The organism is Dokdonia sp. 4H-3-7-5 (assembly GCF_000212355.1).
GTDB lineage: Bacteria > Bacteroidota > Bacteroidia > Flavobacteriales > Flavobacteriaceae > Dokdonia.
Map to the genome: position 1 here is coordinate 1,919,699 of NC_015496.1, position 23,491 is coordinate 1,943,189.

The following is a 23,491-nucleotide window of genomic DNA, read 5'->3' on the forward strand; positions in this document are numbered from 1 at the left end:
CAATGCTAAAACCTGCTCTCGAGTAGGTTTTTTTTATTCGTTACTACTTTCGGTTCGCTAAAAGAACATGGATCGCACTTACTACATATTAAGCCAGTAATTTGGAATTTCTTTACATTGTACTTAAGCTAGAAGTAATTGGATTGTAATTTAAAATAGTAAGAATAAAACTTTTTTTTAAGAACTAATTAACAAGACCCGGTCGATTACATAGGTAGCTTTGTTTTTTTGATGCCAAAGTATCACAATTAACTAAAATTTAAAGTTTGTTAACTCATTTGAGAGACTTGACTTTAACCTAAAATAATTAAATGCGTAACATAATACTCTCTGTAATAGGTGTGCTCGTAATTGTAGGAGCTATTTTTGCCGCTATTAAAATTAGTGAAAGCAATGACAAACCAAAACCTGAAGTAAAAAAGGTTGTTAAAACTGTTTTTGTAGAAGAAGTAAAAAATGGAACAGTACCAATCACCATACCAGCAAATGGCTCATTGGTTGCAAAAAATAGGCTAGAATTATATGCCGAGGTTCAAGGGGTTTTTCGAAGTAGTGCACATGATTTTAAAGCAGGTCAATCATATAGAAGAGGCGAGACCTTGATACGCATAGACGGTGCAGAGTTTAATGCCTCTATACAATCTGCTCGAAGCGAATTTTCAAACCTTCTCACTTCTTTAATGCCAGATCTACGTTTAGATTACCCAGAAGCTTTTCCGCAATGGCAAGAATATCTAGAAAAATTTAGTGTTGACAAAAGTATACCTGACCTTCCAGAAATCACTTCTGATAATGTAAGATATTTCATAACAGGGCGTGGAGTATCTGCAGCCTACTACAACATCAAGAATTTAGAGCAGCGTTCTTATAAATATAGAATAACAGCACCATTTTCTGGAATAGTAACGGAAGCTTTAGTGACGAACGGAACTTTAATAAGGCAAGGTCAAAAGTTAGGTGAATTTATCGATACCTCTGTCTTTGAACTTGAATTATCTATAAGTAAAAACTTGAGTGACCTTCTCAAAATTGGAGAGGATGTGAGCCTAAAAACTGTAAATGGTAATAAATCATATACTGGTAAGGTAGTTCGTGTTAATGGAAGAGTAGATCAAGCTACACAAACAATCGGTGTTTTTGTACAAGTGGATGGAGACGACTTAAAAGAAGGAATGTATCTTGAATCCTTGCTTGAAGCAAAAAATGAACAAAATGCAATTGAGCTTTCTAGAAAATTACTTGTAGATCAAAACAAAATTTTTGTTCTTAAGGATAGTATTCTTGATGTTATGGAAGTTAATCCTGTATATTTTTCTCCAGATAAAATGGTTGTTAAAGGTATCCCAGATGGAACTAAGGTTTTATCTAAATCTGTTCCAGGAGCATACGCAGGTATGTTAGTAAAGGAGAATAAAGAACAAACACAAACCCCAGAATGAAAAAAATAATAAGTTATTTTATAAGATATTCGGTAGCTGGGAATGTTCTAATTCTAGCCTTTGTAATCTTTGGGGTTGCAGGTATATTGCAGCTTAAGTCATCCTTTTTTCCTTTACAGGAAGCCGAAATTATTAATATTAATGTTACTTATCCAGGTGCAGCTCCTCAAGAAATAGAAGAAGGTGTTGTACTTAAAATTGAGGATAACCTTAAAGGTTTAATAGGGGTTGAACGTGTGACCTCTACTTCACGAGAAAGTGGTGGGAGTATTACTGTAGAAATTGAAACGGATGAGAATATTGATGATATGCTTGCCGAGGTAAAAAATGCAGTTGATAGAGTGCCTAACTTTCCGACAGGTATGGAACCTCTTGTGGTATCAAAACAAGAGCAAATACGTCAAACTATTGATTTTGCAATAAGTGGTGAGAATATTGAATTAAGTGCGCTTAAGAATATAGCTAGAGATATTGAAAATGACCTTAGGGCCATGGATGGTATTTCACAAATAAATATATCTGGATACCCACAAGAGGAAATCGAAATTGCTGTCCGAGAAAACGATCTTCTTGCGTATGATCTCACATTTGTAGAAGTCGCACAAGCTGTAAGTCGAGCAAATATCCTTACGACAGGTGGTAATATCAAAACTGATGCAGAAGATTATCTTATAAGGGCTAGTAACCGTGTTTATTATGGTAATGAGCTTAATAATATTGTTGTGCGATCACAACAAGATGGAACCACAGTGCGACTTCAAGATGTTGCCGATGTAAGCGATCGATTTTCTGAAACTCCAAATGCCTCTTACTTTAATGGTAATATGGCAGTTAATATTGAAATAACAAATACTAATAGTGAAGATCTCATAACGACAGCAGATCAAGTAAACGAGTATATTTTAGAATTCAATGAAAAGTATACGGGTATACACATTGACGTAGTAAGTGATTCATCTATACGTCTAAATGAACGCACAAATCTGCTTATTGAAAATGGAGCTGTTGGAATTATTCTTGTTTTAGTCTTTCTATCCTTTTTTCTAAACACAAGACTAGCTTTTTGGGTAGCCTTTGGGTTGCCTATATCCTTTTTAGGAATGTTTATTTTTGCCGACTCATTTGATGTTACTATTAATGTGCTGTCGTTATTTGGAATGATCATCGTGATAGGGATTCTAGTAGACGATGGTATTGTGATTTCAGAGAATATCTATCAGCATTTTGAAATGGGGAAATCTCGCACACAAGCCGCGATAGATGGAACAATGGAAGTACTGCCGCCGATTATAGCAGCAATCACAACAACTATACTTGCTTTTTCTACATTCCTATTTTTGGATGGGCGGATAGGTAATTTTTTTGGCGAAGTCTCCGTTATTGTAATATTAACACTGGTGGTTTCTCTAGTAGAGGCATTAGTAATCCTTCCCGCACACATTGCACACTCAAAAGCACTTATACCTGACGATGAAATTTCTATCAAGGATAAAAAGGGAATAGATAAACTCTTATTTAAACTAAGAAAATATAATGAGTACGGTGATCAAATGATGCGTTATCTGAGGGATAAAGTATATAGTCCCATACTGAGATTTGCTTTGCAACAACGTTTTGTGACTTTTGCAATACTTGCTGCTCTTATGATCTTAACTATAGGGAGTATAAGTGGAGGAATTATACGTACAGCCTTTTTTCCAAATATTGCTAGTGATAGGGTAAGTATTAACCTATTGATGCCAGAAGGTACTAATCCAAAGATTACAGATAGTATTATAACATCAATTGAGACAGCTGTGTGGGTTGTAAATGAGGATTATACTGCAAGACAATCAGGTAACAAACAGGTAGTCGAAAACATTATAAAGCGTGTAGGACCGGGTAACAATAAAGCTTCTTTAAATGTTAACTTGCTTCCGGGTGAAGAAAGAGATTTTGCTTCCCAAGAAATAACAAACTCAATACGAGAACAGGTAGGGGAAGTTTATGGAGTAGAATTGTTAACATTTGGGTCTGGAGGAAATTTTGGAGGTAGTCCTGTTTCAGTTTCTATTTTGGGTAATAATACTGAAGAATTAAAAGCTGTTAAACAAGAGCTTAGGACGTATATGGAGACAAATCCATTACTAGCAGATGTGACAGACACAGATCCAGAGGGTATTAAAGAAATTAATGTAGAGCTTAATGAAACTGCATATGCTCTTGGTTTAAATCTTGCGGATGTAATGTCTCAAATAAGAGCAGGCTTTTTTGGTCTACAAGCTCAACGTTTTCAGAGAGGTCAAGATGAAATACGAGTTTGGGTCAGGTATGCACGTTCTGATAGGGAATCAATAAATGATCTTGATGAAATGCGAATTGTAACTCCTAGTGGACAAAGAGTTCCTTTTGCTGAAATTGGCACTTATGAAATTATGCGTAGTGACGAGTCAATACGACACCTTAACGGCCTTAGAGAAATTCAAGTGAATGCAGATCTTAAAGATCCCAAAGGTAGTCCTACAGAGATTTTGGCCACTATAGAGAATACAGTGATGCCAGACATACTCTCAAAATACCCAACGGTAAGAGTAATATATGAGGGGCAAAATAGAGAGGCAAAAAAACTTACCGACTCCGCAGAGATTGTAGTTCCTGTGATTATATTTCTTATTTATATTGTGATTGCTTTTACTTTCAGAAGCTACAGTCAACCTCTTTTATTGATTTTAATGATACCGTTTAGTCTTATAGCAGTGGGCTGGGGCCATTGGATTCACGATTTTCCTGTAAATATTCTTTCTGCCTTAGGTATTATTGCTTTGATAGGTATTATGGTTAATGATGGGTTGGTTCTTATTGGTAAGTTTAACTCATTTTTACGGGAAGGAATGGCATTTGACACTGCGTTATATGAGGCAGGGAGAACGCGTTTTAGAGCAATATTTCTTACATCAGTCACAACAATTGCCGGTATAGCTCCATTGCTATTAGAAAAAAGTAGGCAGGCGCAGTTTCTTAAACCTATGGCAATATCTATAGCTTACGGAATTGGTATTGCTACAGTATTAACATTGATTATACTTCCAATACTTTTATCATTTACAAATACGGTGAAGCAGAAGTCTAAGTGGTTGGTAACAAATGAAAAGGTCACTAAGGAAGAAGTAGAGCGTGCAATTAAGGAGATGAAAGAGGAGGAAGAGCATAATACTTCAAATGCTGCGATGGATGATAAAAATAGCTCAGACGGGGATGCTACCTTAATAAAACCACTTTATGACAAATAGATTATATAGCGTGCCATTAATTTTGGTATTATTATGTGCTTATGTCAGCGCATTTGCTCAAGAACCCCAAACTCCATTTCTTTCTTCAGAGGATGCAGTACGTGCCATGCTTACTAATAATTTTGGGATTCAGATCGCAAATAATAATGTAGGTGTAGCAGATAACAACACAAGTATTTTAAATTCTGATTATCTCCCTACTGTTTTTGGACAAGCAGGTGCAAATTTTGACAGAACTACGAGTACTACGGATTTTAATGGTGCTTTAGATAATGATGGAAATGCTCGTCCTAATGTGGTTATACCAGACGCCGAAACTGTGCGTTATGATGCATCTATAAATGCAAGTTATACTCTTTTTGACGGTTTAGGTAGATTTTATAATTATAAACAGCTTAAGGAGCAATACAACCTATCACAGTTAGAGGCGAGAGAAACTATAGAAAACACCATGGTTCAGCTTTTTTCAGTGTATTATGAGGTTGCCCGTATAGAAGAAAATATAGCTGTTTTTGAAACTGCACTAGAGATTTCAAGAAAGCGTGAAACGCGTGCCCAGTATCAATTTGATTATGGGCAAGTTAATAAACTACAAATTCTAAATGCTCAAGTAGATATTGTAACAGATAGTATTAATTTATTAAATGCTAAACAGCAACTGCGCAACACACAACGTGATCTCAATGTAGTTCTTGCGGCCCCACTTGAAAATTTAAAAACAGCAGATACTACAGTGGCATTCGTAAGTCCGCTATTGATAGATAGTTATGTTGAGCAGGCAAGTGTAAATAATGTGAATTTATTGCAAGTTGAACAGGATATCATTATTTCAGATTATGAAATAAAAAAGGCAAAAGGACTCTTTTTGCCAACCATAGGGTTAACTGGTAGTTATGGATGGAATCTCGCAAACAATCCTGCATCTGCTTTTTTTCCTGGAACTACTAGAAGTTCGACTAGTCTTGCTGCCGGGGCCAGCTTAAGCTGGAATATTTTTGATGGCGGCAGATCAATTGTAGGATTAAAAAATGCACGAATAGCTCTTGATAGTCAGAAGTTAATTAAAGAGCAGCTCAAGCAACAGGTTTACAGAGACATTGCTAATGCAAAAGGAAATTATCAGAATGCACTAATGGTTTTTAGATTGCAAGAGCAAAATGTAATTACTAGCGAGGCTAATTTTGAGCGCTCATCAGAACAATTTAAATTAGGTCAAGTATCAAGTGTAGAGTTTCGTCAAGCACAATTAAATCTTCTTAATGCGCAGACTACCAAGAACGCTGCAAAGTATACAGCAAAGCTTGCAGAGATACAGTTATTACAGCTTACAGGTCAATTGCTTAATGTAGATTTTTAAAACGTAGGTAGCGCTTTCGCGAAAGCGTAATCCTCTATATATTAGATCGTCATGTACGAACATTTTTTTCAATGCCCTTACTGTTGGGAAGAGATTTCTATGCTCTTAGATCCATCCATAAGTAGTGTGTATGTAGAAGATTGTGAGGTTTGTTGTAACCCTATTGAATTGCAAGTAGGTTTTGAGGATGGAACTTTAACTTCATTCTCTGCTATAGACATCGAACAATAGCCCATTTTCTTACATTTGGGCGTTATTTTTTATTTATTAAATATCTATCTTTCTATCAATAAATAATTTATGATAATAGAACTTAATATCGCAGATGACACCCTAGGATTTGTTTATGAAAACAAAATCGCTCAAGATGGTGTTAACCAAGTAAAGGCGGCGATAGAGAAAAAGCTTGAAAGTCACGATAAAATCAATATCTATCTTGAAGATGATGATGTGGATGAGATTGAGATAAGAGCATTTATTGACCATACATTTTTTGATATTTCTTATGCTAAGCGTATCAATAGATTAGTGATTGTATCTAACAGGTCGTGGATACGCCGCGTAGTGCGTCTCAAGGATTTATTAATGACCTCAGACGTGAAGGCTTACTCGTCAAAAAAACGTGTAGATGCTTTATGCTGGGTTATGAAAAAATAAGAATTTATCCTTTTCCTGCTAGTGTCGCGATTAATCCAGACTTGAGGTTGAGCCAAAGATAATTGAAGAATGACTTTGTTGCATCTCTTTCTGTCTCACCAGTACCCTCTCTAAAATCTGTAGGCTTGTCATCACTATCTTCTTTAATAAATAGGTTTACAACCTTAGATAATAACTTGTTAATGCCTTTCCCTCTTTTGCGCATTATTTCAATCTCAAAATCGTCATATTTCATACGCATATCAATGCTAGATTTGCTAGCATTACCGTCTATGGTAAAGTAGGTTTGGTAAGTTTCACCTGTGAGTTTAATATTTAGATTGGGAGCGGTAAATTGATTCATCTGTTCTCCTGGTAATTTTCCTATACTTCCTTTAAATAGAAACAGATCATTTTTATCATTTACATCAAAAGACCAATCTACTTCAATAGGAGTGTTATCCATAAAAGTAGCGGTGAGTTTTAAAGCTGTTTTATCTCCAGCAGGATATGTGTTTCCTAGTTTGTTTATAGATGCATTAAGAGCAGAAAATTCAATGCGACCTCCTTGATTGTCATCCTTTAATTTTTCTTGATAAACAATGCTACCATCTTTAATAGTTACATTATTTACTAGGAGGTTAATAGGAGCCTCCCTGAGCATCTTACTATAAAGAGGCTTGTAAGTATTATCATCAGTAACTAGCTTGTCTCTAAAAACATTTAAAGTAGGTTTGTCAATTAAGATCGAGATAGCTCCAGCAAATAACTCACTATTTTCAAATCCAAAAGTGGGATTGTCTATTTCAATCGCTGCTATTGCGAGATTAAAATGATCTCTTTCAATTGGAGTTATATTTGAGAGGTCAGCCTTACTATATTTTGTATTCAATGTGATATTGTTGAAACGTCCTTTTCTATCAGTTATGGTAAAATCTTCAAGAGTGAGTCGTTCGTATTTGCCTACTTTGAGAGATATTTCGGAACCATTAGCATTGTAGTCCGAGTAATCTAGAGGTATCTTTCTTGAAAGAGTTTTGCTATCTATATAGATGTCGTCTATTTCTAAGGTGATATCTCCTACGCTAACGGATATTGAGTCTTTTGTTCCATCATAAATTGTCAATGAGGCATTATCTATACTTAACTCTTCAAGCAGGATAGGTTTAAAAACTTTTGCAAGAGGTTTTCTTACCGTGTCTGTTGATTTTTTGAATTTATGCTTGCTGTATGTAATTGCTGCACCATTAAGTTTAATATCTTCTATGTTGATTTCTTTATTCACTAGATAACTCCAATAGCTTACATCTTCAATTGTAAATGAGTTTGCTTTAACGATTGTGTGCGTTATGGTATCCGTTTTGTTCTGAATATGCACTTCTGGATCTACAATAGTGATAGTTCCAGAGAAGCTTTCTAGATTTATATCACTATATGAGACAGTAAAATGCTCTGGCAGCCTATTTTTTAAAAAGAATTCTGCTTTATTTTTTACAGCTCGATTTATAAGAATTTGAGCTGTAAGTATTGCTAGTATTAAGATTACCAGCGAGATGAGAATTGTTCTTGTTTTTTTATTCATAGGTTAAATATAGTATGCAGTAATCGCTGAGAAAAAAGTTTGTGATTTCTTGTTAAATATGCCCTTTACGATTTGGTAATAAGGAAAAGTTTGTTGTATATTTGCACTCCAATTAACGCAGTACTGATGGCCTAATCAAGAAACGTGTTACTGGAACGTATATCGCGGGATAGAGCAGTAGGCAGCTCGTCGGGCTCATAACCCGAAGGTCACTGGTTCGAGTCCAGTTCCCGCTACTAAGGCTAACGCCAACAAAATCAACGGATAGTGTTTCACTATCCGTTTTTTTTATGCCTTCACTTTTTTTACATTTACTCAAAGTACACGCTAACGTACACGATTCGACCATGAAACTTAATTATTCTGAGCCTAAATTTTATACTGGAGGAGTGGATATTTTTAATTGGTCAAAGCTCTCAAAGAAGCAGAAAGAAGTAGCTTTATCTAAAAATTGGTACGTATACTACTCTTACAGAAATCCTCAAACAGGAAAACTCGAAAGACAGACTAATCTAAAGGCAAGTGTGAACACTTATCCTGACAAGGCTAGGAGATGGAAAATGCTAAAGATTGTAAAAGCAGCAATAGAGAATCTTCTCGAAGCAGGATATAATCCATTTGTAGATAACAAATCTGTTAAGGAATACCTTCAATCACAAGAGAAAGAAAAGGTTGGTCAAACTATAAATACTAAAGGTACTAGTGTAATACAACAATCTAATCCTGTATTACAAGTTGATAATGCTATCCAGATGTCTATTAAAGACGCTTTTCAATTAGGTCTAGAGACTAAGCAGCGTATTCTTAATGAAAATTCATTTCCGAAATTTAAAAGTAGGATCAAAAGGTTTGAAGTATGGTTAAGCGATAATAGCTATACGGAAGAAAACTGCATCACAACTATACAGAAGAAGTCTGTAATACAATATTTGAACAGTGTGTTACAACTAACTAGTGCACGCAATCGAAACAATACAAGGACTGCTATTTCCTCATTATTTCAAGTTTTGGAGGATAATGATGTAGTACAAGAAAATTTTGTCAAAAAGATTAATGTACTTAAATCTGTGCCTGAGAGAAACAAGACATACACTCCTAAACAGGTAGAAGATGTCTTTCATTATATGAAAGTTAATGATCCCATTTTGTTACTCTTTGTTCAATTCATTTCTTACAATTTCTTAAGGCCTATTGAAGTATGTAGATTAAGAATAGGTGATTTAGACTTAAAAGATAAAAAACTCTATGTGAGAGCTAAGAATCAACCTGTCAAAACTAAAATTATCCCAGATATCTTGATAGATAAGCTTTCTGGATTGGAGAAACTTGATAGTAATGCTCTTTTATTTACGCCAGACAGAATAGGTGGTCTCTGGGAGACTAAGGAAGGTAATAGGAGAGACTACTTTACAAAACGTTTTAAAACAGTAAAGGGTCATTTTTCTTTAGGTACAAACTACGGTTTGTATAGTTTTAGACACACATTTATAACTAAGCTTTATAAAGAACTTGCCATAAAGCTAACCCCAAATGAAGTAAAAAGTAAATTAATGCTAATCACGGGTCATTCTACTATGAAAGCACTAGAACAATATTTGAGAGATATTGATGCAGTGCTGCCTCAGGATTACTCCAATATGTTGAAATAATGGAATTTAAAAACTTTGGGCTTGTCAGTGTAGAAGAAGCTAACGCAATGGGACAAGGCTACACTGACTTTTTGCAGGAAAAAGGTCTTATTATTTCTGTTCAACCTTTGAGTTCTTCAACGGTTAATATGGGAATGGATGGTAGTTTAGGAATAACACTTTCTAATTCAAGACCTATAGAAAAACGTTTCACACCTGAGTTAGGTTTAGAAATTCGGGATTTTCTTTTGGATAATTATAAGGGATTTATTGGAGGGGACTTAATTTCTTTTCGCAGAAAATTTCAAGACGAATGCTTTGGGCGCAGTGATCACGAAAAAAAACAGATTGGTTTAGAGTATTTTAATTTGTATTACAAAACCTGGTGTGATATACCTATGCTCAACAATAGCCTAAATGTAGATGGTAATTCTGTGGATACGCCTAGAATGAACTCCTTAAATGCTGAACGGAATTACATAGCAGAACAATTCAGGTATGAGCTTGATATGATCTCCAAATATTTAGTAGGAGATAGGGGGTACTTCAATCGTGACCTTTATGAAAGCTCATTGAAACTACAAGAGACGATATCCTTTGAAAATGAATATTTAATACTACAATACTTAAATGATTTATTCGGTTTTGAGAATCAGAAAAGTAATGATCGCAATCTTATCTTAGATAAGATCTATAAGGAGAATAGAACTAAAATAGATTCTTTTGATACCATTCTCTTTATAGACAACATCTTTTCTATAGAAGATTATAGATCACAAGCGTATGGGATAGCGCTTTTTGATTTTTTAAAACATGAGGTGAAAACAATTTACTTGTCTATGAGAGAATTTTCAGATTTGATAGTAGAAAATTTCCCTTCTAATTTTAACAAATTGAAACACCGAGATAAAGGTGATGCTCACGATGAAAAGAAAAATCTTTTCAAAAATGAATGGGATAAATTCTTTGAAGATCACTAAAATTTTAATTTTTAACAAATTACCCCGTGTCTACCCCTTTTCTACCCCTAATATTACCCTAGTTTAACTCTCTGTATTTTAAAATCTTACACCCAGTAAACACTACTGATCAGGTGTAGGGATCTATTATTCTTTTCTCGGTGTTTACTCTAACTATTTTTTAATTAGAACTAAACATTATGGACAAAAAGAAAGCAACAGTAATATTCAGAGTTGATACTGAATACAAAATCTATTTAGAGAAACTCGCAGCGCATTATGAAGTAACTGTCTCAGAATTTGTAAGAGATTTTCTTGTAGATGCCCTAGAAGATTGTGAGCTACCTTTCTATTACAATAAGGGTGATGAATAGATCCATCATTGCTGATGATCTCCAGCGAAGGAAAGAAGATCTAGAAGATAAAAGAACTACAAACAATTGTTTAATTGTAAAGCCTGTAAATAAGTGGATTGATGATGCCAAATCTAGGCCTATTCCAAACATGTTGTTTAGTGAATTATGGTATGAGAATGAGCTTGCCATATTGTTTGCAGATACAAATCAGGGAAAGTCAATACTTGCAGTACAAATAGCTGATAGTCTTAGTAGAGGAATTGCTATTGATGGATTCAAACTAGAGTGTAAACCTAAAAAAGTCTTATACCTAGATTTTGAACTTTCTGATAAACAATTTGAAAATAGATACTCTGTAGATTATTCTAGTCATTACACGTTTGACAACTTATTTCATAGAGCAGAGCTAAATCCAGAATTAGACCTACCAAAAGAATATAAATCCATAGAGGATTATCTCTGTGGGACTCTTGAGGCTACAATTATAGGTAACGGTGCTGATGTCATAATCATAGATAATCTAACGTATCTAAATTCAGATAGCGAGAAGGCTAAGTATGCACTTAACCTAATGAAGCTTCTGAAAAAAATAATTAAGTCTACCACTGTTTCAATTTTAGTGCTTGCACATACTCCTAAGAGGGATAATTCTGTACCTCTCACTAAAAATGATCTAGCAGGAAGCAAAATGCTTATGAATTTTTGTGACAGTTGTTTTGCTATAGGCGCGAGTACTTTAGAAGTATCTCACAGGTATATCAAGCAAATAAAACAACGTAATACAGAGCATATATATCATGGTGAGCATGTCATTCTATGCGAGATACACAAAGAGCTCAATTTCTTAAAATTTAATTTTCTGGAGTATACCAGTGAGCTTGATCATTTAAAGACTGCTACAACTGCTTCCATTGATACTAGGGATGCAAAGATGGTAGACTTGATACAGCAAGGGAAAAATAATGTTGAGATAGGAAAGGAATTAGGATTGAGTGAAGGAGCTATAAGGAAAAGAAGAAATAAGCTCAACTGCTAATCTATGAATGCTCAAGTGGTATATAATCTTGTTAAAACACTTCCTAAGGAAGAGTTCGACAAGTTGTACCACATGATGAAGAATGAATTTAATATTCAAACTAGTGCTCTAGATCCTAAAAGAAGTAAAAAACACTTCCCAGATATTACTGTCAGGGAAATGGAGATTTATTTGATTGAAAATCACTTTAACAAGAAGTAAACTACACAAAATCTATTCGTACCAATCGTACTATATTATTAGTACGATTGGTACGAGTATAAAGTATTAGCTTATGAATTATAGATATGTATTAGATGGCTCTAGTAAGAAATACGTTTGCCCTAAGTGCTCAAAGAAAAGTTTTGTGAGATATCTCGATAAGCAGGACGGGGGCTATTTGACATCTACTTTAGGACGATGTGATAGAGAAAGTAAATGCGGCTATTTCAATAAACCTTATGCAAATAGTGTTTTGTCATATGATGTAATACATAGACCTGTACCTCAGGTGCCAACATACCACAACGATGATCTTCTCTTCAAATACTGTAATAATTATGCATCTAACAATCTGTTTAATTACCTATTGAAATACTTTAATCTCGGTCAAGTACTTGAAGTTTTTAAAAGGTATCATATAGGTACGTGTTCATACTGGAAAGGAGCAACTGTATTTTTTCAAATGGATATTGAAAAACGCCTTAGAGGTGGGAAAGTGATGCAGTATATTGAACATACTGGCAAACGAGTCAAGAAACCGTACAATCGCATAAGCTGGATGCACAAAGTATTACAGCTTGATAACTTTATATTACAGCAATGTTTATTTGGATTACATAATATAATTGACTGTAATACATTGTCAACAGTTTGTATTACAGAGTCAGAAAAGACAGCAATCGTTATGAGTTTAATGTTTCCTGAGTATACATGGCTGGCAACTGGTAGTAAATCTAATTTTAAGGAATCTTTATTACAACCTCTAAAGGCGTATAATATCATTGCATATCCTGATAAGACAGAATTTAATGACTGGAATAACAAATGTAAAGACCTGAACAGGCAAGGTTATCATATAAATTGTAGTGACCTTTTAGAAAGTCAAGCTTTGGAAGAGGGAGGTGATCTCGTTGATTTGGTAGTGTCTAAAAAATTTTTGTGAAGAAACTTAAGTGTCTGAACACATCAATTCTATTGGTGTAAAAGTGCTAATACTTACCACTTCAAAGTAAATGGAATAAGTGGTAATTACATCAAGCTTAATTCTCGAGCAATAAAAAGAGAAACACTATAAGGAAATTTGTCTTTATCTGGGATTACCTTTGGCCATGAGCTTGGGTAATCTGGCTGTTCAACTGCGTCTTCTAATGCTATTTTAATATCTTCAGATCTTTTGTTGTATTTATTCTTCAGATCTTTTTTAGAAACAACCCATCCTTGTTTTAGTGCAGCTATTCTGTCTTTAAAGTCATCATCAAAATCAGCCATGTCTACAATGATGAATTTACCCCATATATGAAAATAATCCTTTGGGCTTATTTTACGCACTTTGTAGAACTTGTGTGGCTTAGTTGTAATCTCTAAGCTATCAGTGGGCTTTTCAAAAAAGAACTTGAGCCAAGTGCGACGAGTGTTCTTACTCATATTAATGTCATGTTCCAGTGACTCCATGGACAACACATTGGTATCCATCCATTCAAAAAGACCTATAGCAGCCATAGCTATACCTATGGGATTCATACTTTTGGAAAAGCTATCAAAATCTATTTCTTTATGAGCTATTTCTGTGGTTACCAGTCCAGCTATTAAATCATTAACACCATTCATCTCCTGAATTTTTGGGATAAGGTTAATGCTCTGCTCATCCCAAGTAGCAAATGGAAAGAGGATCTCAAAAATAGCTGTCAATTCACCTTTAGCTTTAGTACCTTCTTTTAGTTCATCTTCTAATATTTCTAAAGAACCTCGTTCTTGTACAACTTGTTCTACAAGAACACTCGTGTACTCTTGCATCTTAGAATTCATAAATTCGAATAAATGTGGTAGGATAGCTTTCATAAAAAAACCCGCTCTTTGTGAGCGGGATAAATGTAGTTAATTATCATTTTATGTTAATCATTATCTCCTTTATACTCCTCATTGTTCGGGTTAAGTTGATCAGACCTATTATCTAAGTCATCTTGCGTAGGCTGGTAATCTTCTTTAAATGCGCTCATAATTATTTTGTTTTAGTAGCTGCACTTGTCGCACGTGCGGCAAAGCTGTTTTTAGATACGGTTCCTGATGTTTTGGCAGTTCTTGATTGTATTCTACTTGCTGCACTTGAAGTCATTGGTTTTTTTGACATGATATTAATTTATATAAATAAGAGCATTTGTTGGTAGCTCAAACACCAATCTGGGTGCAATTTATAGGTTATATAAAATCAGTTTGTCAAATTTTGATCGATAAATGAAAACATGAGGTATTGTGATTTTTGATTTTTTAGTCCTAAAGTTATTATCTAATCTAAGGATGTGTATTTCCTTAATTTTTATTTAAACGAATTACATTTTTAGAATCATATTATTTAATTATGACTTATTTTGTGACGGCATAAATAAATTGAATGAACGAATCAACTACAAGGAAAGAACTCATAGATGTTCAGCTAAAAGAAGCTGGATGGGATATAAACGATCACACTCAAGTTGTAGAAGAATATATTGTTGATTTATTAGCTAAAAATCAAGTAGATGAACCAGCTAGAAACTATAAAAAGAATCAGTTTTCAGATTATGTTCTATTAGGGAAGAATGGAAAACCTCTAGCAGTTGTAGAAGCTAAAAAAAGTACTAAGGATGCAAAAACTGGTCGCGAACAAGCAAAACAATATTGCTATAATATTCAGATGGAAACAAAAGATATTTTGCCTTTCTGTTTTTACACTAACGGTCACGAGATATTCTTTTGGGATTTAGAAAATGCTCCACCAAGAAAAGTGATTGGTTATCCTACTCGAGAAGATCTAGAAAGGTACCAGTATATTAGAGAAGCAAAAAAGCCACTTACCACAGAATTAATAAATACCAATGTAGCAGGAAGAGATTATCAAATAAGGGCTATCCGTTCTGTAATGGATGGGCTAGAACAAAAAAGAAGAACATTTTTAATTGTAATGGCAACTGGTACTGGAAAAACCAGAACTACCATTGCATTAGTTGAAGCGCTAATGAGAGCAGGGTGGGCGGAAAAAGCTCTATTTTTAGTAGATAGGATTGCTTTAAGAGACCAAGCGCTTGAAGCTTTTAAAGAGCATTTGCCTAACGAACCTAGATGGCCTAAACAAGGAGAAAAAAGTATTGCAAAGGATAGACGGATTTATATCTCTACTTATCCAACAATGCTGAATATTGTTCGTGAAGAAAAAGAAACTTTATCACCTCACTTTTTTGATTTAATAGTGGTAGACGAAAGTCACCGAAGTATTTACAATACCTATAAAGAAGTATTAGATTATTTTAACACCATTACTATTGGCTTAACTGCTACACCAACAGATGTTATTGACCATAACACCTTTAAAATATTTAATTGTGAAGATGGTTTGCCGTCTTTTGCTTATACCTATGAAGAAGCTGTAAATAATATCCCTCCGTATTTGTGCAATTTTCAGGTAATGAAAATTAAAACCAAATTTCAAACGGATGGCATTAGCAAAAGAACTGTTTCCTTAGAAGACCAAAAGAAATTAATTCTTGAAGGAAAGGAGATTTCCGAAATCAATTTTGAAGGCGTAGAGTTAGAAAAGAAAGTCATAAATAGAGGGACAAATACACTTATTGTAAAGGAATTTATGGAGGAATCCATAAAAGATATCAATGGTGTATTGCCTGGGAAAACAATATTTTTCTGTGCCAATATTGCTCACGCAAGACGCATTGAAGAAATATTTGACCAACTCTATCCACAATACAATGGGGAATTAGCCAAAGTAATGGTTTCTGAAGATTCAAGAGTTCACGGAAAAGGAGGTTTACTAGACCAGTTTAAAAACAAAGATTTTCCGAGAGTTGCTATTAGTGTGGATATGTTAGATACTGGTATCGATATTAGAGAATTGGTGAACTTAGTTTTTGCAAAACCTGTTTACTCTTATACCAAATTTTGGCAAATGATTGGAAGAGGAACTCGTTTACTCGAACCTACACAAATGAAATCTTGGTGTACTGAAAAAGACGTTTTCTTAATTTTAGATTGTTGGGATAATTTTGAATATTTCAAGCTAAAACCGAAAGGAAAAGAACTAAAACAAGCCATACCTATTCCTGTAAAACTATTCGGTTTACGATTAGATAAATTAGAGTTTGCACTTGAAGCTAGTATTCAAAATACGATTGAGGAAGAATGCAAAAGGCTACAAAAACAAATCATACTGCTACCTGCAAACTCAATAGTCATAAAAGAGAATAGCAAAGGTATTGCAAAAGTTAACAACCCTGATTTTTGGGAAAATATAAATTCTGAAAAAATAGACTTCTTAAAAGCTGAAATACTTCCTCTAATGCGAACTATTTCTGGTGTAGACTATAAAGCTATGCGTTTTGAGAAAGATATTTTAGAGGTTTCTTTAGCAAAAATGCAAAATGAAGTCGAAAAGTACAATATGCTCAAAGATGCTTTAATAGAACGTATTTCTGATTTACCGCTATCATTAAACATAGTATCCAAACAACAAGAACTTATAAAAAATGCTCAACGAATTCATTTTTGGAACAATGTCAAAGAAAACAACTTCAATAGTTTAATAGATAAATTGTCTCCTCTCGCTAGATATATTGACACCAGAGAAAATACTTCTGGACCTTCTAAATTTAATTTTGAAGATGAACTTGTCGCTAAAGAAATGGTAGAATTTGGACCACAAAATGAAGCTGTAAGTATTACACGCTACAAGGAAATGGTTGAAGAAAAGATTAAAGAATTGATGGAATCAAATCCTATTCTTCAAAAAATAGTTACTGGTAATGCGATTACTGAAGAAGAAATCGAAATACTAGCTCAAGAATTACACGAAGAAAATCCTCATATTACTATTGGTTTATTGCGTAGAGTTTATCAAAATAAAAAAGCAAAGTTTATACAGTTTATAAAGCATATTTTAGGCCTTGAAGTATTAGAAACTTTTACGGATAGTCTTTCCAATGCTTTTGATAATTTTATTACCGAACATAATGATTTATCGAGCCGACAACTGCAGTTTCTAGATATCTTAAAAAAATACATTCTAGAAAAAGGAAATTTAGAAAAGAAAAACTTGATAGAATCACCGTTTACAATGATCCACCCAGAAGGAATAAGAGGCATATTTTCGCCAAAAGAGATTAACGAAATCCTCCAATTAACAACAAAAATATTAGCAGCATAATGTTACAAAACAATCCAAAATTAAAAGCTTTAATCGTAAGTCTTTGGAATACCTTCTGGAGTGGTGGTGTCTCAAATCCTATCGATGCTATTTCCCAGATAACCTATTTACTTTTTATAAAAAGACTAGATGAGCTGGAAAGCAAGAGAGAGCGTGATGCTGAATGGAATGGTGAAGAATACGAATCTAAATTTGATGGCGAATACACCCCTTGGATAGATGAAAGTTCATATAGACCAAAACCTGATACTACCGAAGAAGAAAAAGCCGAATTATTTAAAAAACGTGAAGAAGCATTAGCTCCTAGACCCAAAAAGGAACTAAAATGGAGTTTCTTTAAATCTATGCCTGCTGACGATATGTTGTTACACTTTAGGAACAATGTATTCCCACATATTAAAGATTTGAATGACGAAACATCATCCTTTACGAAGTATATGAAAAATGCAGTTTTCATCATTCAAAAACCATCTTTGCTTGTAGAAGCAGTAAAGAAAGTAGATGAAATTTTTATTGAAATTGAAGAAGATGCCAAAGATGGCAAGCAATCTTTCCAAGATATACAAGGCGATGTCTATGAAATGTTGTTAAAAGAAATTGCTACTGCTGGTAAAAACGGGCAATTCCGTACACCTAGGCATTTAATTAAACTATTGGCAGAATTAACTGAACCAAAATTGGGTCATAAAATAGCAGACCCAGCTTGTGGAACAAGTGGTTTTTTATTGGGTGCATACAATTACATTTTAAGTGACCTAGTGCGTAAAAAAGAACCTGAGCTGTTACAAATAGATGAAGATGGCTTTGAACGCGCAACAATTTCTTCTGTTTTGACAGAAGAAAACAAACAAATATTAAATGACAGCTTTTATGGGTTTGATATAGATACCACTATGGTGCGTTTGGGTTTAATGAACCTAATGATGCACGGTATAGATAACCCTCATATAGAATATAAAGACACGCTCAGTAAAAACTATAACGAATCAGGGAATTACGATATTGTGCTCGCTAATCCACCATTTACTGGTAAGTTAGACAAAGGAGATGTAAACCCAGATTTAGGCATTGATACAGGTTCTACCGAACTTTTATTTTTAGCTCGTATTTCCAAAATGTTACGCGCTGGAGGTAAAGCTGCCGTAATTATACCCGAAGGGGTTTTATTTGGTGCTTCTAAAGCTCAAAAAGCGACTAGAGAAATACTGTTAAGAGATAACCAACTAGAAGCCGTTATTTCATTACCAGCTGGTGCATTTAAGCCTTACACAGGTGTAAAAACGGCTATTTTGGTTTTTACGAAAGTGGAGGAGGATAGTAAAAAATGGCACACGGATAAAGTATGGTTTTATGTTTTAGAAAATGATGGCTATAGCTTAGACGATAACCGTAGAAAGCTAAAAGAAAACCCTTTGCCATTAGTGAAAAGTAATTACATAGCTAGAAAAAGTGCTGAATATACTGACCGTAAAAACCACTTTTTTGTACCACTTACTGAAATTCAAGAAAACGACTTAGACCTAAGTTACAACCGCTATAAAGAATACGAATATACTGAGCAGAAATACGACCCACCTAAAGAGATTCTAGCGAGACTACTAGAAACGGAAGAAAGCATTTTAGCAGATATGCAAGAACTAAATGACTTGATAGGATGATAACAGAAAAATTTGATGAGCTGTTCGATTTTGCTAAGAAATCAAAGATTAAAGCTGGTGATGGCAATAAGGAAGGTTTATATCCTTTTTACACTTCTAGTGCTATTTTATCTAAAAGAATAGATGTCTTTCAAGAAGAAAGGGTTTCATTGATTTTTGGAACGGGAGGAAAAGCGAGTGCACATTATGTTGATGAGCAATTTTCAACTTCAACAGATTGTATTGTCGCCTATAAGAAAGAAGATAAAGATCTTAACGAAAAGTTTGTTTTCTACTACTTATTTGGAAACATTCACATTCTTGAAAGAGGATTTAAAGGTGCTGGTTTAAAACATATATCCAAGAAATATATTCAGAATCTTGATATACCAATTCTTCCGATAGAAACCCAAAACAAAATAGTAGCCTTACTAGACAAAGCCAGTGCTTTAGTGCAAAAAAGAGAAGAGAGTATTGCTTTGCTTGATGAGTTGTTAAGAGCTCAGTTTTTAAAGATGTTTGGAAAAGCAAATCCACAATTTAGTGTTTGGGCAGATGTTCAAATTAAATCTTTAGTATTAGATAGGAAAAACTCAATGAGGACTGGTCCATTTGGTAGTAATCTAAAACATTCAGAGTTTGTTGAAGATGGCCCAGTTGCAGTTTTAGGTATTGACAATGCTGTTAAAAACACTTTCGAATGGAAAGAAAGAAGATTTATAACTAATGAAAAATATGAAGAGTTAAAAAGATATACGGTTTTTCCAAGAGATGTTATTATCACTATAATGGGTACAGTCGGACGTTCAGCAGTAATACCCGAAAATATTCCTACAGCAATAAACACAAAGCATTTGGCTTGTCTTTCCTTAGACCCTAAAAAGTGTAACCCTTACTATTTAGCATATTCTATTCATTCAAATCCATATTTAAGCTTTCAAATGAAAGCTCGAGAAAAGGGAGCTATAATGGCAGGATTAAACCTGACCATCATAAAGGATTTGAAATTGAAAGATGTACCAATAGAACTTCAAAACAAATTTGAAGACATTTATCACAACATACAAGTCCAAAAAGAAACTCTCACCCAATCCAAAAATGAGTTGGATAACCTGTATAACAGTTTGTTACAACGAGCTTTTAGTGAGCAACTTAACTTTAACGTAGATATAGAGCTAGATACTTTACTAGCTGCAATTGATATTGAACAAGACACTGACAAAGAAGAACACGATATTAAAGAAATTGCTACAGTTTATGCAGGCAGATTGTTAGAACGCATAGAAGAGCAAAAGTTTGACAACCAAACCCAATATCAACAAGCCAAACAAGTGGTTTTTCAAATGTTAGAAGAAGGCATTGTAGAACAAGCATATGATGAAAACGAAGAAGCTGTAAAACTAAAATTGATATGAAGCTACTAAATCTTACCATACAAGACGAGTTTAGAAGCTTACACAAAGGCTTTAGCATAAATTTTCATAAGAATTTAGATTCTATGGACACGTTTCAGCCTTTTTGTTTTGCTGGTCTTAATGGTAGTGGTAAATCTAATGTTTTAGAAGCATTAGCGTCTATTTTTTATCATTTAGAGTTTTGTGTAGCCAAGTTTCGCCCAAACAGTTTTGATAAGCATTTTAAAAGACACGTATCTACACCAGATGCCTACACTTTGCAGTATATAATTGTTCAAAAAGATTCACCAGACTTAAATCGTTCGTACAAAGTCACCATTACAAAAAAGAACAATCAGAAAAAAAAAGAAGACAACGAGCCACAACTTTTCATTCAAAAATATCCATATACAGATGCAGTTGAAAAGCATAAGATTTCTATGCATCCATCAAAAAATAATGAAGCACCAGCCGAAGCTAAATATTATTTACCTGATTTGGTAGTTGCTTATTCTTCTGGAGAAAATGAAACATTGAGTTTACCTTTCATCAAAAATAGACTGATCAACTTTGATAATTACTGCGAAGATTATAAAAAAAACATTGTATTTAAAGAACCTGAATCTAGTCTTATTTATATTGATGAGAGTATGAGTCAAGCTGTTTTACTAGCAGCATTACTTTTTGAAGATGTGAAAACTTTAAAGCCTTTAAGAAAGGAATTGGGAATTCAATCTTTAGAAAGCTTTAGCATACAATTATATAATCAAGGTATCCCTTTTGAAAATGAAAAAGAAATAGTTTACAACCCAATACTATTACACATTAACGAAATATTAAATGATTTAAAAAAATGTGCGACTTGCTGGAATGAATTCGATGATGATATTGAAAAAGATGAATATACAGGCCCTTTTAATATTCTAAAATTAGACTTTTATGTTAATGAAGCTACCAAAACAGCATTTAAAAATTATTTTAGCACTTCTTTTGAACTCTTCCGCTTTTTTCAAGTATTATATGAATTAAATTCAAGTATAGTTTCGGAAAGTATAAAAGAAGAAGTCTATAGTTCTAAAGGATTTTACACCAAAGGGAAATTACCTGTTGCAGCTCCTACAGATACTGTCTTCCATTTTCTAGATTATAAAATCTTAAAAAAGATAAAAGGCAAAAAGAAACCTAAAGCGCTATTGCTAAGAGAATTTTCGGATGGTGAACAACAATTTCTACATACCATTGGTATTTGCTTAATGCTAAAAGAACGTAGGACATTGTTATTGTTAGATGAACCTGAAACTCATTTTAATCCAGCGTGGAGAGCAAAATTCATTAAAATATTAAACGATAGCATTGAAGCAGGCAATTTGAAAAATGGAGCTAATGTACATTTGTTAAAAGATGTACTTCTTACCTCCCATTCACCATTTATAATTTCAGATTGTATGCCTAATAACGTTATCTTTTTTGATAGAGATAAAAAAACAGAGCTAGTAGAAGCAAAAAGTGCCAAAGAACTAGAGTTTAATACTTTTGGCACATCAGTAGAAACTATTCTAGATGAATTGTTTAATTATAACCAATCTATTGGAGACTGGTCTAACGAAACTTTAATGGAGATTGAATTTGATAACATTAAAACAGAAGCCGATAAAAAAGCTTTGAAAAAAGAATTAAGAATATTAGGCCCTTCCATAGAAAAGGATTTAGTCTTAGCTAAGTTGAATCGTTTAGACCTAAAAAGTTAATGTTAAGACTCTACACGCCAATACAGCATGATGTTTTTACACTTCACAACCTTTTAGAGAAAGTTGTATGTGATGTTTGGTGTAATGCTTGTGATGATAGTTGTGATGATAAGTTAGAACAAGCATTCAAAGATATTTATCATTATTCATACAAATCAACTCCCAAAGTCAAGAAGACCTTGAAAGATGAGGTTGAACGTATTTATGAAAAGTTCAAAAAACTTAACCAACATGATAAAAATATTATCAAGTCTGCTTTCAAAATTAATAATTCTATAGAAGAATTATGTAATGGATTAGTATTGAATTATCTAAAAGAATTACCTGAAATTGTAGAAAACGATATAAAACCTCTTTTTAAATGGTGTTATGAAACATTATTAGAAAAAGGAAAGGTTGCTGGTGATAAAATGGAATATTACAACGAATTGATAAAACATGCTGAAAATGATTTTGATGTTTGTCCTTGTTGTGGTCTTATTGATATTGAATCAGCAGAAAGTATTTGTCGTGAAGATTACGACCATTACTTACCAAAAGCACATTATCCATTTGCTAGTGTAAACTTTTTGAATCTTGTTCCTATTTGTAAAAAGTGTAATCAAGATAGAAAAAAGACGAAAGATCCAATAGAAAATGATAGAATTACTTTTTATCCATTTTCATCAAAAGTGCACAATATCGAGATAAACTTAAACTACAAAGCCGATATAAATGAAGAGGATAAAGAATTGAATTTTACAGATTTAGAAATTAACTTGAATGGTCAAGCAGATAAAATAGAGACTTGGGATTGGTTGTTTGATATCGTTACTCGTTATGAAGATAAAGTAAAGACATTTTCAAAACGGTTTTTAAATGAAATTAAAAGAAGGCATGAAAGATTTCAAAAGAGTGATAATGCTTGGACTTATTTAAATACGTTAGATGAATTGATAGAAGACTATGAATTTGATTATTATGATGATAAGAAGTTTTTAAAGATTGCCTTTTTGAAAGCAATAAAAAATGATGTGGAGTTTAAAGCTGTGTACTCTTTATAAGATTATCTCTTTTCTAAT

At 33.6% G+C, this 23,491-nt stretch carries 19 protein-coding genes, 1 tRNA gene and 1 pseudogene; 18 read left to right on the forward strand and 3 right to left on the reverse strand.

From position 1 onward, the window contains the following. Positions 1–311 precede the first annotated feature (311 nt). From KRODI_RS08460 to KRODI_RS08480, 5 genes are all read left to right on the forward strand, one after another. A complete protein-coding gene (locus KRODI_RS08460) occupies positions 312–1,439 on the forward strand; it encodes an efflux RND transporter periplasmic adaptor subunit (RefSeq protein ID WP_013751180.1) in 1,128 nt (375 codons plus the stop codon). Then, positions 1,436–4,708: an efflux RND transporter permease subunit gene (locus KRODI_RS08465; RefSeq protein WP_013751181.1), complete on the forward strand. Its 3,273-nt coding sequence runs from the start codon at positions 1,436–1,438 to the stop codon at positions 4,706–4,708. Before KRODI_RS08460 ends, KRODI_RS08465 begins: the two co-directional genes overlap by 4 nt. Continuing rightward, the gene (locus tag KRODI_RS08470; RefSeq protein ID WP_013751182.1) at positions 4,698–6,065 is read left to right on the forward strand and encodes a TolC family protein; all 1,368 of its coding nucleotides are present in this window, start codon (positions 4,698–4,700) and stop codon (positions 6,063–6,065) included. Before KRODI_RS08465 ends, KRODI_RS08470 begins: the two co-directional genes overlap by 11 nt. 51 nt (positions 6,066–6,116) lie before the next feature. Beyond that, positions 6,117–6,296 carry a CPXCG motif-containing cysteine-rich protein gene (locus tag KRODI_RS08475; RefSeq protein WP_013751183.1) on the forward strand — a complete coding sequence of 60 codons (180 nt, stop codon included), beginning with the start codon at positions 6,117–6,119 and terminating at the stop codon, positions 6,294–6,296. A 69-nt stretch (positions 6,297–6,365) separates the two neighbouring features. Further along, positions 6,366–6,722, forward strand: a complete 357-nt coding sequence (locus KRODI_RS08480) for an STAS/SEC14 domain-containing protein (RefSeq protein WP_013751184.1) — start codon at positions 6,366–6,368, stop codon at positions 6,720–6,722. Positions 6,723–6,726: 4 nt separating this feature from the next. Here KRODI_RS08480 and KRODI_RS08485 read toward each other — a convergent pair whose 3' ends face one another. Beyond that, complete coding sequence (locus KRODI_RS08485) at positions 6,727–8,283, reverse strand: hypothetical protein (protein ID WP_013751185.1); 1,557 nt, start codon at positions 8,281–8,283, stop codon at positions 6,727–6,729. Between the two features lie 163 nt (positions 8,284–8,446). Between KRODI_RS08485 and KRODI_RS08490 the strand changes: the two genes are divergently transcribed. The 8 genes and pseudogenes from KRODI_RS08490 to KRODI_RS08515 all read left to right on the forward strand — a co-directional run bounded on the left by KRODI_RS08490 (position 8,447) and on the right by KRODI_RS08515 (position 13,406). Continuing rightward, a tRNA-Met gene (locus tag KRODI_RS08490) sits at positions 8,447–8,519 on the forward strand. Between the two features lie 111 nt (positions 8,520–8,630). After that, positions 8,631–9,932, forward strand: coding sequence for a tyrosine-type recombinase/integrase (locus KRODI_RS08495; protein WP_237699358.1), 1,302 nt, complete (start codon positions 8,631–8,633; stop codon positions 9,930–9,932). Continuing rightward, positions 9,932–10,891, forward strand: a complete 960-nt coding sequence (locus KRODI_RS08500) for a hypothetical protein (protein WP_013751187.1) — start codon at positions 9,932–9,934, stop codon at positions 10,889–10,891. Before KRODI_RS08495 ends, KRODI_RS08500 begins: the two co-directional genes overlap by 1 nt. A 179-nt stretch (positions 10,892–11,070) precedes the next feature. After that, positions 11,071–11,244 (forward strand): hypothetical protein, encoded by a 174-nt coding sequence (locus tag KRODI_RS15610; protein WP_013751188.1) that lies wholly within the window; start codon positions 11,071–11,073, stop codon positions 11,242–11,244. Next, a complete protein-coding gene (locus KRODI_RS08505) occupies positions 11,237–12,262 on the forward strand; it encodes an AAA family ATPase (RefSeq protein ID WP_013751189.1) in 1,026 nt (341 codons plus the stop codon). Before KRODI_RS15610 ends, KRODI_RS08505 begins: the two co-directional genes overlap by 8 nt. A gap of 3 nt (positions 12,263–12,265) precedes the next feature. Further along, a complete protein-coding gene (locus tag KRODI_RS08510) occupies positions 12,266–12,463 on the forward strand; it encodes a hypothetical protein (RefSeq protein WP_013751190.1) in 198 nt (65 codons plus the stop codon). Positions 12,464–12,536: 73 nt separating this feature from the next. Then, a pseudogene (locus KRODI_RS15725) lies at positions 12,537–12,695 on the forward strand (PG0870-related protein); the annotation flags it as partial. A 57-nt stretch (positions 12,696–12,752) separates the two neighbouring features. Further along, the gene (locus KRODI_RS08515) at positions 12,753–13,406 is read left to right on the forward strand and encodes a DUF6371 domain-containing protein (protein ID WP_237699395.1); all 654 of its coding nucleotides are present in this window, start codon (positions 12,753–12,755) and stop codon (positions 13,404–13,406) included. 86 nt (positions 13,407–13,492) lie between these two features. On the opposite strand, the gene KRODI_RS08520 is transcribed toward KRODI_RS08515, so the two are convergent. Both KRODI_RS08520 and KRODI_RS15755 read right to left on the reverse strand, forming a co-directional pair. Beyond that, positions 13,493–14,269: a hypothetical protein gene (locus tag KRODI_RS08520; RefSeq protein WP_202795925.1), complete on the reverse strand. Its 777-nt coding sequence runs from the start codon at positions 14,267–14,269 to the stop codon at positions 13,493–13,495. Between the two features lie 193 nt (positions 14,270–14,462). Beyond that, positions 14,463–14,591 carry a hypothetical protein gene (locus KRODI_RS15755; protein WP_262485280.1) on the reverse strand — a complete coding sequence of 43 codons (129 nt, stop codon included), beginning with the start codon at positions 14,589–14,591 and terminating at the stop codon, positions 14,463–14,465. A gap of 261 nt (positions 14,592–14,852) precedes the next feature. On the opposite strand from KRODI_RS15755, the gene KRODI_RS08525 reads away from it, so the two are divergent. The 5 genes from KRODI_RS08525 to KRODI_RS08545 are packed head-to-tail and all read left to right on the forward strand — an operon-like array spanning position 14,853 to position 23,473. Continuing rightward, complete coding sequence (locus KRODI_RS08525) at positions 14,853–17,651, forward strand: DEAD/DEAH box helicase family protein (RefSeq protein WP_013751195.1); 2,799 nt, start codon at positions 14,853–14,855, stop codon at positions 17,649–17,651. After that, on the forward strand, positions 17,651–19,309 hold the full coding sequence (locus KRODI_RS08530; RefSeq protein WP_013751196.1) for a type I restriction-modification system subunit M: 1,659 nt from the start codon (positions 17,651–17,653) through the stop codon (positions 19,307–19,309). Before KRODI_RS08525 ends, KRODI_RS08530 begins: the two co-directional genes overlap by 1 nt. Beyond that, the gene (locus KRODI_RS08535) at positions 19,306–20,703 is read left to right on the forward strand and encodes a restriction endonuclease subunit S (RefSeq protein WP_013751197.1); all 1,398 of its coding nucleotides are present in this window, start codon (positions 19,306–19,308) and stop codon (positions 20,701–20,703) included. Before KRODI_RS08530 ends, KRODI_RS08535 begins: the two co-directional genes overlap by 4 nt. Next, on the forward strand, positions 20,700–22,430 hold the full coding sequence (locus tag KRODI_RS08540; protein WP_013751198.1) for a restriction system-associated AAA family ATPase: 1,731 nt from the start codon (positions 20,700–20,702) through the stop codon (positions 22,428–22,430). The genes KRODI_RS08535 and KRODI_RS08540 overlap by 4 nt, the downstream gene beginning before the upstream one ends. Further along, positions 22,430–23,473 carry a hypothetical protein gene (locus KRODI_RS08545; RefSeq protein ID WP_013751199.1) on the forward strand — a complete coding sequence of 348 codons (1,044 nt, stop codon included), beginning with the start codon at positions 22,430–22,432 and terminating at the stop codon, positions 23,471–23,473. Before KRODI_RS08540 ends, KRODI_RS08545 begins: the two co-directional genes overlap by 1 nt. The last annotated feature ends 18 nt before the right edge of the window (positions 23,474–23,491 follow it).